We start from the raw sequence: 10,869 nt of genomic DNA, 5'->3' as shown, positions 1-10,869 counted from the left end.
GTCGATGTGCTGCAGGACAAGGCGCGCCAGCTCGGCATCACCTCCTCCGACATCGCCAGCGCGCTGAACAGCACGGTCGGCGGCGCCACCATCACCCAGCTGCGCGACGCCACCTATCTGATCGATGTCGTGGCGCGCTCGCGCGAGGCCGATCGCAGCTCGGTCGCAACGCTCCAGAACATGCAATTGCCAACCGGGACCGGCGATGCCATCCCGCTCGCCGCGGTCGCCAACATACGCTACGAGCTCGAGCAGCCGACGGTCTGGCGGCGCGACCGGATACCGACCATCACCGTGCGCACCGGTCTGGTCGGCGACGTGCTGCCGGCCACTGTCGTCAACGAGCTGAAGCCGTCGGTCGACGCCTTCATCGCCAAGCTGCCGCCGGGCTATTCGGTCGAAACCGCGGGCTCGGTCGAGGAAAGCGCCAAGAGCCAGGGGCCGATCGCGGCGGTCGTGCCGTTGATGCTGTTCGTCATGGCGACCATCCTGATGGTGCAATTGCAAAGCTTCCAACGCCTGTTCCTGGTCGTGGCAGTGGCGCCGCTCGGCCTGATCGGCGTGGTGGCGGCACTGGTGCCGAGCGGCGCGCCACTCGGCTTCGTCGCCATCCTCGGCGTGCTGGCGCTGATCGGAATCCTGATCCGCAACTCGGTGATCCTGATCGTGCAGATCGAGGACCTGGTCGCCGAAGGCAAGGACCGCTGGGCCGCCGTCATCGAGGCGACCGAGCACCGCATGCGGCCGATCGCGCTGACGGCCGCGGCCGCCAGCCTGGCGCTGATCCCGATTGCGCGCGAAGTGTTCTGGGGACCGATGGCCTACGCGATGATGGGCGGCATCATCGCCGGCACCGCGATCACGCTGCTGTTCCTGCCGGCGCTTTACGTGACGTGGTTCCGCATCAAGGAGCCGAAAGACCGGCGGCAAGACGGCGTGCATAGCGAGACGGTGTCAGAGAGTGGTGCGGCGCATTTGTGAGTCAAGTTGCGCGGCACAGAAGCTACGCCCTCACAAACCCCTCACTCGCCCTCAGCAGATTGCGCGTATAATCCTCACTCACACGGTGGCCGATCAGCTGGCTCGCCGTCAGCGTCTCAACCGCCTCGCCGTTCTGCATCACCATCAACCGCTCGCACATATGGGTGATGATGGCGAGGTCGTGGCTGACCATCAGGAAGGTCAGCTTGCGCCGTCGCCGCACCTCTTCGAGCAGGTTTAGCACCTCCGCCTGTACCGAGGCATCGAGAGCCGAGGTCGGCTCGTCGAGCAAAAGGATCGAGGGCTCAAGGATCAGCGCGCGGGCAATGGCGACGCGTTGGCGCTGGCCGCCGGAGAGCTGGTGTGCGTAGCGAAAGCGGAAGCCGTTGCCGAGACCGACCTCGTCCAGCGCGCGTTCGATGCGCTTCTCGCCATCGGCAAAACCATGGATGGCGAGCGGCTCCTGCAGCAGGCGGTCGACCGTCTGGCGCGGATGCAGAGAGCCGTAGGGGTCCTGGAAGACCATCTGCACCTCGCGGTAAAAGGCTTTTTCACGAGTCTTGCCGAGGGTCTTGCCGTTGACGGTGATGGTGCCCGAAGAGGCGGGCGCCAAGCCTGTGATCGCCCTGAGCAGCGTCGACTTGCCGGAGCCGCTCTCGCCGACCAGCCCGTAGGACTCGCCCTCCCTGACCTCGAGGCTGACGCCCTTCAGCGCGCGAAACCGGTCGAAGATCACCTCCAGCCTGTCGACGGAAAGCGCCGCGGTCATGCCGCCCACTCCGGCTTGCGGTCGAGCACCGGCAGCGGGTGACGCTCGAAGCCGATCCTCGGCATGCAGTTGAGCAGACCGCGCGTATAGGGGTGCCGGGCGTCGCGCAGCTCCGAAGCCTTGAGCTGCTCGACCACCTTGCCGTCATACATGACGATCACGCGGTCGCAGAAGGACGAGACCAGCCGCAGATCGTGCGAGATGAAGATCAGGCCCATGCCGCGCTCGGCGACCAGCTTGTCGAGGATGTTCAGCACGTCGAGCTGCACGGTGACGTCGAGCGCCGAGGTCGGCTCGTCGGCGATCATCAGCTCCGGCCCGGCAATCAGCATCATGGCGATCATGGCGCGCTGGCCCATGCCGCCCGAAACCTCATGCGGGTGGAGGTCGAAAACGCGCTTAGGATCGCGGATCTGCACCGCCTCCAGCATGGCCAGCGCCCGCTCGCGCGCCTCGGCCTTTGAGACCCTCTCATGCGTGCGCAGTGTCTCGACGATCTGGCGGCCGATGCTCATCACCGGATCGAGCGAATATTTCGGATCCTGCAGGATCATCGCGATGCGGTTTCCGCGCAGCGCCCGGCGCTGGCGCGGCGCTATGGAGAGCAGATCGATACCGTCGAAGGCGAGCTTGTTCGCCGAGACCTCGGCCTGCGGCGCGGTAACGCCCATGATGGCGCGGCCGGTCTGCGACTTGCCGGAACCGCTCTCGCCGACGATGCCCAGTCGCTCGCGGCCAAGCGAGAAGGTGACGCCGCGCACGGCCTCGACCAGGCCGGTGCGGGTCGGGAAAGTGACACGCAGATCGTCGACCTCAAGAAGCGTGCCCTTGTCGCTCTTGTTGCCGCTCATTGGTCGCCGCTCCTTGGATCGAGCGCGTCGCGCAGGCCGTCGCCGAGCAGGTTGAAGCCGAGGCTGACGATGAGGATGGCGGCACCCGGTGCCGCGGCAACCCACCACTGGTCGAGGATGAAGCGCCGGCCGGACGCGATCATCGCGCCCCATTCGGGCAGCGGCGGCTGCGCGCCGAGGCCGAGGAAGCCGAGGCCGGCGGCTGTCAGGATGATGCCGGCCATGTCGAGCGTCACGCGAATGATCAGCGAAGAGATGCAGAGCGGCATGATGTGGCGCAGCACGATGCGGAACGCCGAGGCGCCCATCAATTGCACCGCCTTGATGAAATCCGAGTTGCGCACCGTCAGCGTCTCGGCTCGCGCGATGCGGGCGTAGGGCGGCCAGGAGGTGATGGCGATCGCCAGCACCGCGTTCTCGATGCCGGGGCCGAGCGCGGCAACGAAGGCTAGCGCCAGAACCAGTTTCGGGAAGGCGAGGAAGATGTCGGTGATGCGCATCAGGATCGCGTCGGTCCAGCCGCCGGCATAGCCGGCGACCGTGCCGACCAGGAGGCCGATCGGCGCGGCGATGACGGCGACGAGGATCACGACATAGAGCGTCCAGCGCGAGCCGTAGACGATGCGGGAGTAGATATCGCGACCGAGGTCGTCGGTGCCGAACCAGTGCGCGGCGCCGGGCGGCAGCAGGCGCGCATTCTTGAGGTCGCCGACGGTCGGCGAATAGGGCGCCAGCACGTCGGCGAAGGCGGCGACCACCAGCAGGGCGATGATGATCAGCAGGCCGAGAACCGCCAGCCGGTTGGCGGAGAAGCGCCGCCACGCCACATAGGCGCGGCCGAGCCTTGCCTGCATGCGCGAGGCCGGCCGCTCGCTGAGCAGCCATTCGCGACGGCTCTGGATAGTCTCGGCGCTCATGCAGCCTTGGTCCTCGGATCGAGCACGCGGTAGAGCAGGTCGGAAAGAAGGTTGATGCCGATGAAGACCGAACCGATGATGATGGTGCCACCGAGCACGGCGTTCATGTCGGCGTTCTGCAGCGAATTGGTGATGTAGAGACCGATGCCCGGCCAGGAGAACACGGTCTCGGTCAGCACCGAGCCCTCGAGCAGGCTGGCGTAGGAGAGCGCGATCACCGTCACCATCGGCACCGCGGCATTGCGCAGCGCGTGGCCCCAGATGATGCGCGTTTCCGACAGGCCCTTGGCGCGCGCCGCGACTATGTATTCCTGCGCCATCTCGTTCAGCATGAAGGAGCGGGTCATGCGGCTAATATAGGCGAGCGAGAAGTAGCCGAGCAGCGAGGCCGGCAGGATGATGTGGCGATAGGCGTCGTAGAAGACATCCCACTGCCCCTGCATCGCCGCGTCGAGCAGATAGAAGCCGGTGATCGGCGTGAAAGTGTATTCGTAGACGACGTCGAGCCTGGCCGGAAAGGCGACCCATTGCAGCTTGGCGTAGAACAGGACCAGCCCAAGCAGTCCCAACCAGAAGATCGGTACCGAATAGCCGATCAGGCCGATGATGCGCACGATCTGGTCGACGAGGCTGCCCCGCCTGACGGCGGCCAGAACGCCGAGCGGCACGCCGATGACGGCGCCGATCAGCGTGCCCAGCGTCGCCAGTTCGATGGTCGCCGGGAAGACGCGGCGGATATCGGTCATGACCGGATTGGTGGTCAGCACCGAGGTGCCGAAATCGCCGCTCAGCGCACTCTTCACATAGATGTAGAACTGCTGGATCAGCGGCAGGTCGAGCCCCATCTCGCGGCGCGTGCGCTCGACGACATTGGCCGGCGCTCGGTCGCCCAGCACGGCCAGCACTGGATCGATCGGGATGACGCGGCCAATGAAGAAGGTCACCGCGAGCAGACCGAGATAGGTGGTCACCGCGATGACCAGGAAGCGGCCGATCGACGATAAGACAGCGGCGGAGCGGGTGCTGCCGCGCCCGGCCGCCGCCTGATTTTCAACGATGCTCACGCGGTGCGTCCGCCGGAACTATTCCTTGGAGACCGCCCCGACAAAGTTGGTGTCGAAGCTCGGGCCGAGCGCGAAGCCCTTGATGCTCTTGCGCAGACCAGCCACTTCCAGTTGCTGGTGGATGATGACGAAGGGGCTGGTGTCGACGATCTTCTTCTGCAGGTCCTTGTACATATCGGCGCGCTTGGCCGAATCCTTCTCCAGCAGCGCCGCTTCGGTCTCCTTGGTCAGATCCGGAATATCCCAGGCGTTGCGCCAGGCGAGGGTCTTGATCTTGGCGGAGTCGGAATTGTCCGGGTTCGAGGCGAAGGTCTGGGCGTTGGAGTTCGGATCGAAATAGTCCTGGCCCCAATTGCCGATATAGATGTCGTGGTTGCGGGCGCGATACTTGGTCAGCGTCTGCTTGCCGTCGCCCGGAATGATCTCAAGCTTGATGCCAACCTGACCCAGCGTCTGCTGGATCGACTCGGCCATGCCTGTCTCCGGCTGTTTGCTGCGCACGTCCATGGTCACGCTGAAGCCGTCCGCCAGGCCGGCCTTGGCCAGGAGTTCCTTGGCCTTGGCGACATCGAGCTTGAAGGGATTTTCATCGACCGCGCCAAGGTCGCCCTTGGGCAGGAAGGACTGGTGGATCTCGCCGATGCCTTTCAGGATGGTCGAGCTCAGGGCGTCGTAGTCGACCAGGTATTTGAACGCCTGGCGAACCTCCGGCTTGGCGAGGTTCGGATTCTTCTGGTTGAGGCTGATGTAATAGACCGTGCCCTTCGGCGCGCTTGTGGTGGTGAGGTCGGCGTTCTTGGCGACGGCATCCAGGTCGTTGGGCTCGAGGTTGCGGGCGACGTCGATATCGCCGGCCTCCAGCGCCAGGCGCTGCGCCGAGCTTTCCTTCATGAAGCGGTAGATGACGCGGGCGAGCTTGGCCTTCTCGCCATTGTAGTTGTCGTTGCGCTCCAAAACGACGGCCTCGTTGGCGCGCCATTCACGCAGCTTGAACTGGCCAGAGCCGGCGTAGCCGGTCTTCAGCCAGGCATTGCCGAAATCATTGTCCCATTTGTAGTCGGCGCTGGGGGTGACGGCGGCGACATGTTCCTTGACCAGCTTGCTGTCGACGACCGAGGCAACCGTGGCCGACAGGCAGTTGAGAACGAAGCTCGGCGCATAGGCCTTGTCGACGACGAACTGGAAAGTGGTGTCGTCGACCGCCTTGGCCTTTTCGGCGACATTGTCGCCGCTGATGCCGAACTGGCTGATGATAAAGGCGGGGCTCTTGTCCAGCTTGATGGCGCGCTCGAAGGAATAGGCGACGTCGGCGGCGGTGATCGGATTGCCCGAGGCGAATTTCATGCCGGGCTTGAGCTTGAAGGTGTAGGTCAGGCCGTCGTCGGAAACGGCCCAGCTCTCGGCGAGATCGCCCTTGACCTTGGAAGTGTCGCTGAGGTCGAGGCGGACCAAGAGATCATAGGTGTTGCCGGTGACCTCGGCGGTCGACAGCTCGAACGCCTCGCCCGGGTCCATGGTGATGATGTCGTCGAACGCGAAGCCCTCGACCAGCGTATCGGCCGGCGTGACGGCAAAGGCAGGCGCGACCAGCAGCGCGGACAGCGCCGCGCCCGCAAGCAAGGCACGAGAGCGAAGAGCAAACTTTTCCAGCATCATGGTGATCGTTCCCTGTTTTGTTGTTTGTTGACCTGAGTTCCCGGCTCAGGATTGCAGAAATTCCATCGGGTCGCGCGCGTGTCCCCGGCCACTTACCGTCATGGTTTTTGTCCAATTGGTCAACACCATATCCGGCGGCCCGCAAGCCGGCAACGCGCATTTGCAAGACAACGTATTGGACCAGAACGAGCCACGGCGTGTCGACCCATGCGCCGGCTAATCGATGCAGCCAATCGGGAAAATTCTGCTAAATTCGAGGTTACTTCAGCACCGCAACCAGGCCAACATCGGGGAAGCAGGTCGCGGCCCTGCCATTCTTCGCCTGCCAGGCGCCGATCGAGCGGCGGGTCTTGAAACCGGGCAGCCCGTCGGCACTGCCTACGTCGTAGCCCTTGGCCTCCAGCGCCCGCTGCAGGGCGGCAATATCGGAGCGGTGCAGATCGCCGACCGGCCCCCAGCTTGCGGTAAAGGTGGCGTCGCCCTTCGCGATGCGATCGGCGGCACGGCCGATGAACAGCGCGTAGAGGTCGCTGGTGTTGTACTGCTTCAGCACATAGAAGTTCGGCGTGACGATGAAGGCCGGTCCGCTGCGGCCGGCCGGCATCAAGAGGAAGCCCTCGGCTTTCAGCTCACTCGCCTGGAACGCCTTGTTGTCGGCTCGCCTGATACCCATCGCCACCCAGTCGGCAATCCTCTTGCCCTGATCGGGGCCTTCGAGCGAGCAGGAAACATTGGCCGGCGCGATCACCTCGGCTCCCCAGCCGCGGCCCCTGACCCAGCCATAATGGACGAGATAGTTGGCGATCGAGGCGAGCACATCCGGCGTCGAATTCCAGATGTCGGGCCGGCCGTCGCCGTCGAAATCGACTGCATGCTTGAGGAAGGATGTCGGCATGAATTGCGGCTGGCCGAGCGCGCCGGCCCAGGATGATTTCATCGCATTGACCGGTGCCAGCCCGCGCTCGACGATCTCCAATGCTGCCAGCACCTCGGTGCGGAAGAAGTCCTTTTTCGTCGACATGAAGGCCTTGGTGCCCAGCACCTCGAAGGCGTCGTAAGGCATCTTGGCCGCGCCGAAGCCGGTCTCCCGGCCCCAGATCGCCAGAAGCACCTCGCCCGGTACGCCATAGCGCTTCTCGATCAGCCCCAGCACCCTCGCATTGGCGCCTTCGCGCGTTCGCCCCCCGGCGGTGACGGCGCGAACGGTCTTCTCGGCGAAATAGGCGCCGGGCGGCCCGAACTCGGCCTGGTGCTGCTTCTCGGGCGTCGTCGGCGTCTCGCCGGGCATAACGAGGTCCGGCAGCTTGAGGTTCGGCTTCACGCCGATGAAGGCCTCGTCGAAGGTCTTCCTGGAGATTCCCTTGGCCTTGGCTTGTGGCCAAAGGTCGCTCTGCAGCCAGGTGCGGAACTGGTCGTCGATGGGGGCTGCGGCGGTGGGGAAGGAGAGGAGGAAAATGAACAGAGCCGCGAAGAGGGAAAGCGCAGCCAGTTTTGAATGCTTGCGTTCTGTCGCGCCCCCCTCTGTCCTGCCGGACATCTCCCCCACAAGGGGGGAGATTGGCCGTCGCCTTGGCTTTCGCCAATCGCCAACGCTGAAGGAAGAACGCCGCGAGCGAAGCTGCCAATCTCCCCCCTTGTGGGGGAGATGTCCGGCAGGACAGAGGGGGGCGCGAAGGAATACTGTCATTTCCAGGCTACCTCCTCGTTGAAGCCCTCAAAACGCCGTCCTCGATCGCAGCGCAGCGGCTAGCGTGCCTTCGTCGAGATAGTCGAGTTCGCCGCCGACCGGAACGCCATGCGCCAGCCTTGTCACCTTGACCTCGAAGCCGGAGAGCTGGTCGGTGAGGTAGTGCGCCGTGGTCTGGCCTTCGACAGTGGCGTTGACGGCGAGGATCACTTCCTTGACCTCGCCGCCGGCGACGCGGTCGACCAGCGAGCGGATGTTGAGCTGCTCGGGGCCGATGCCGTCGAGCGGCGACAGCGTGCCGCCGAGCACGTGGTAGCGCACATTCATCGCCGCCGCCCGCTCCAGCGCCCAAAGATCGGAGACGTCCTCGACGACGATGAGCGTGCCGGCGTCGCGGCGCGAGTCGGTGCAGATCATGCACGGGTCGGAGGTGTCGACATTGCCGCAGGTCGAGCAGATGCGCACCTTGTCGACCGCCTCGCCCATGGCGGCGGCGAGCGGCTGCAGCAGCTGCTCCTTCTTCTTGATGAGATGAAGCGCGGCGCGCCTGGCCGAACGGGGGCCCAGCCCCGGCACCTTGGCCAGGAGCTGGATCAGGCGTTCGATCTCTGGACCGGCGATTCGCTTGGACATCGCACTGATCTAGGATTTTTCAGAGCGGTTTGGAACATCCACCCGGAGGAATGGTCCGCCATGCTGACAGGGCGGACCATCAATTGCAGGTCAGCTCAGTAGGCTTCCAGCGGCCGGCTCTGGCTTACGATCATCGCGCCGATGGCGTCGGTGTTCTCAGGCGTCGACTGGAAACCCATCGCCGCTTCCTGCGGCGCGCTCGGCACCGAGGTGATGTAGCGGCTGTTCAAGGTGCCGCCGAAACGCGAGGCATCCGGCTCCGCCATCGGCTCCTGCATCGCCACCACAACCGGCTTCGCCGCGACACGACCGGCCTTCGACGCAGGCGCAACGGCGGCGGTCATGTAGGTTTGCTCAGCAGCAACGGTACCGGTTTTTGCCGTCCTGGCCGCGGATGCGGGCTCCACGGCAGCGGTCATCGAGGCCTGCTTGGCCGGGTCCGGATGGACGATCGTCTTGACCACCGGCTCCGCGGACGCCACGAGCACCGGGGCGGTAGCAGGCGCCGCCTGGCGCGGCGTGGCCGAGGCTACGGCGACCATCGGCTCGTCCGGCAGCGGCTGCCAGTTGCGGCCGCGCTTCTCGTAGAAGGCATTGCCGCCGGCGACCATCGTGTAGTGCATGTTCTTGTAGGGGAAGCGCAGGCCCGCGGTGTGGAAGAACATGGTGTTCTTGAGCTTGGCCTTGCGCTCGCCCTTGAGCACGGCGTCGGCGGCCTCCTCGACGTCGGGCATCGCCTTCGAATTCATCGGCCGGGTCATCACGCCGGGCGCGAACTGGCCTTTCTCGCCGACGACCTCGCAAATCGTGCTGCCGTGCTGGCCCGAGCGCAAACGGTTCATGACGACGGTGCCGACGGCGATCATGCCGTCGCGGCTCGACCGGTTGGATTCGAAGAACATCGCCCGCTCGAGGCACTCCCTGTCCTTCGGCGTGGCGCCGTAAGAGCGTGAGCTCAGGAAACTCGGCGTGATGGCATCGGTCAGCTTGGCCACCGACATACCGTGCGAAGTGGTCTGGCTGCAGCCGGCCAGAAGCAAGGGGGAAGTGACAATGCCGAGCAACAGCAGCGGCGTCTTCCATCGCGTCGCGATCAACAAAAAAGCCTCATTTCCAGATGCCAGCCCGCCCCGAGATGTGGCAAGAATGAGACTCTTAAAGGCAAAAAGATGGCTAAAGGATTAGCATTCGTGCAGCATAGGTAAAACTTTATGAATGGCTGGAAATGACCTCGTGAACAAAGCCGGGGAATGTCTTAACAACCACCCCGGTGTCCGATTTCCATTCATAATCAATTAACTGGCGGCAGCCGGCTCAGAACGGCAATTTCATTCCAGGCGGGATCGGCAAGCCTGCCGTGAGCGCCTTGGTCTTTTCCTGCATGACCTGCTCGACCTTATTTTTGGCGTCATTGTGAGCGGCGAGAATTAGGTCCTCGAGAATCTCGGCCTCGTCCTCCTTGAACAGCGACGGATCGATCTTCAGCACCTTCATCTCGAACTTGCCGGTCAGTGTCACGCTGACCAGGCCGCCGCCGGCCTGACCGGTTGCTTCGAGCGTGGCGATCTCATCTTGCATGGCCTGGAACTTGGCCTGCATTTCCTTCGCTTTGCCCATAAGGCCGAGCAGATCCTTCATCCCAATGTCCTCTTCAGTTCTTTGTTGGAGCATGATCTTGTCCGAAAACCGGTTCCCTCTTTTTCGGGATCATACTCTAGATTTCGTCGTCATCGGCCGCCGGCTCGACCGGCAGGTCGGCCTCGGCCTCTTCCACTTCCGGCATGTCCGGAATGCGCACGTCAATGATCTTGGCGCCTGGGAAGCGGGCGAGGATGGCGGCGACCGTCGGGTCGCTCTTGGCGTCGAGGAAGGCGGTCTCGCGCTTCGTCGTTTCCATCTCGGCAAGAGTCTGGCCGCCATCTTCCTTCGACAGCGACACCAGCCAGTTGCGGCCTGTCCAGGCGCGCAGCTTGGCGGTCAGGTCGTTGAGCAGCATCTTCGGCGCGTCTTCGGTCAGGCTGACGTCGAGGCGGCCGGGCTCGACGCGCACCAGCCGCACGCAGCGCTTGATCAAAACCTTGAAGGCGATGTCGCGATTGGAATCGGCAAGGGCGGCAATGTCGGCCAGCGACTTGACCGGAACAGCGGGCGCTTCGACGACCGGTTCCGGTGCCGGGACGAAGGCAGTAGGCACGGGCTGCGCCTCGACCAGCCGCATCGTCTGCGAGCCGCCGCTGGCCGAAGGCATGCGCGCCTGCGCCACGGCGCTTGCGCCGCCATTGCCCGGGCTTGCTGGGGCCCCGTTGGCGCG

The 10,869-nt window shown here is 64.4% G+C and carries 10 protein-coding genes and 1 pseudogene; 1 reads left to right on the top strand and 10 read right to left on the bottom strand.

Translation table 11 applies throughout. The features are described from left to right. Window positions 1-981 (top strand): efflux RND transporter permease subunit (locus EN742_RS11260; RefSeq protein WP_148670077.1); only part of this gene is annotated, 981 nt, incomplete at its 5' end. Window positions 982-1,003: 22 nt separating this feature from the next. On the opposite strand, the gene EN742_RS11255 is transcribed toward EN742_RS11260, so the two are convergent. The 10 genes and pseudogenes from EN742_RS11255 to EN742_RS11205 form a co-directional block, all read right to left on the bottom strand. Then, window positions 1,004-1,750, bottom strand: coding sequence for an ABC transporter ATP-binding protein (locus tag EN742_RS11255; RefSeq protein WP_126056692.1), 747 nt, complete (start codon window positions 1,748-1,750; stop codon window positions 1,004-1,006). Continuing rightward, window positions 1,747-2,601 (bottom strand): ABC transporter ATP-binding protein, encoded by an 855-nt coding sequence (locus EN742_RS11250; RefSeq protein WP_127404982.1) that lies wholly within the window; start codon window positions 2,599-2,601, stop codon window positions 1,747-1,749. The genes EN742_RS11255 and EN742_RS11250 overlap by 4 nt, the downstream gene beginning before the upstream one ends. After that, window positions 2,598-3,518 carry a nickel transporter permease gene (gene nikC / locus EN742_RS11245; RefSeq protein WP_126056694.1) on the bottom strand — a complete coding sequence of 307 codons (921 nt, stop codon included), beginning with the start codon at window positions 3,516-3,518 and terminating at the stop codon, window positions 2,598-2,600. Before nikC ends, EN742_RS11250 begins: the two co-directional genes overlap by 4 nt. Continuing rightward, window positions 3,515-4,582: an ABC transporter permease gene (locus EN742_RS11240; protein ID WP_126056695.1), complete on the bottom strand. Its 1,068-nt coding sequence runs from the start codon at window positions 4,580-4,582 to the stop codon at window positions 3,515-3,517. Before EN742_RS11240 ends, nikC begins: the two co-directional genes overlap by 4 nt. A gap of 18 nt (window positions 4,583-4,600) precedes the next feature. After that, complete coding sequence (locus tag EN742_RS11235) at window positions 4,601-6,238, bottom strand: ABC transporter substrate-binding protein (protein ID WP_126056696.1); 1,638 nt, start codon at window positions 6,236-6,238, stop codon at window positions 4,601-4,603. 259 nt (window positions 6,239-6,497) lie between these two features. Continuing rightward, window positions 6,498-7,775 carry a lytic murein transglycosylase gene (locus EN742_RS11230; RefSeq protein WP_128332807.1) on the bottom strand — a complete coding sequence of 426 codons (1,278 nt, stop codon included), beginning with the start codon at window positions 7,773-7,775 and terminating at the stop codon, window positions 6,498-6,500. Between the two features lie 177 nt (window positions 7,776-7,952). Continuing rightward, a complete protein-coding gene (gene recR / locus EN742_RS11220; protein ID WP_126056698.1) occupies window positions 7,953-8,558 on the bottom strand; it encodes a recombination mediator RecR in 606 nt (201 codons plus the stop codon). A gap of 95 nt (window positions 8,559-8,653) precedes the next feature. Then, entirely contained in the window at window positions 8,654-9,655 is a 1,002-nt protein-coding gene (locus EN742_RS11215; protein WP_126056699.1) for a cell wall hydrolase, read from the bottom strand. Between the two features lie 217 nt (window positions 9,656-9,872). Next, window positions 9,873-10,196 carry a YbaB/EbfC family nucleoid-associated protein gene (locus EN742_RS11210; RefSeq protein ID WP_126056700.1) on the bottom strand — a complete coding sequence of 108 codons (324 nt, stop codon included), beginning with the start codon at window positions 10,194-10,196 and terminating at the stop codon, window positions 9,873-9,875. Between the two features lie 76 nt (window positions 10,197-10,272). Next, window positions 10,273-10,869, bottom strand: a pseudogene (locus EN742_RS11205) (DNA polymerase III subunit gamma/tau); the annotation flags it as partial.

This window comes from Mesorhizobium sp. M4A.F.Ca.ET.020.02.1.1 (genome assembly GCF_004022645.1).
GTDB lineage: Bacteria > Pseudomonadota > Alphaproteobacteria > Rhizobiales > Rhizobiaceae > Mesorhizobium.
Note: the sequence above shows the minus strand (reverse complement) of the source record. Positions and strands in the feature narration are given on the sequence as shown.

Excerpts from the sequence above, each read along its gene's own strand:
- EN742_RS11255 (WP_126056692.1), bottom strand. The coding sequence starts at position 1,750 with ATGACCGCGGCGCTTTCCGTCGACAGGCTGGAGGTGATCTTCGACCGG.
- EN742_RS11250 (WP_127404982.1), bottom strand. The coding sequence starts at position 2,601 with ATGAGCGGCAACAAGAGCGACAAGGGCACGCTTCTTGAGGTCGACGAT.
- nikC (WP_126056694.1), bottom strand. The coding sequence starts at position 3,518 with ATGAGCGCCGAGACTATCCAGAGCCGTCGCGAATGGCTGCTCAGCGAG.
- EN742_RS11235 (WP_126056696.1), bottom strand. The coding sequence starts at position 6,238 with ATGATGCTGGAAAAGTTTGCTCTTCGCTCTCGTGCCTTGCTTGCGGGC.
- EN742_RS11230 (WP_128332807.1), bottom strand. The coding sequence starts at position 7,775 with ATGTCCGGCAGGACAGAGGGGGGCGCGACAGAACGCAAGCATTCAAAA.
- recR (WP_126056698.1), bottom strand. The coding sequence starts at position 8,558 with ATGTCCAAGCGAATCGCCGGTCCAGAGATCGAACGCCTGATCCAGCTC.
- EN742_RS11210 (WP_126056700.1), bottom strand. The coding sequence starts at position 10,196 with ATGAAGGATCTGCTCGGCCTTATGGGCAAAGCGAAGGAAATGCAGGCC.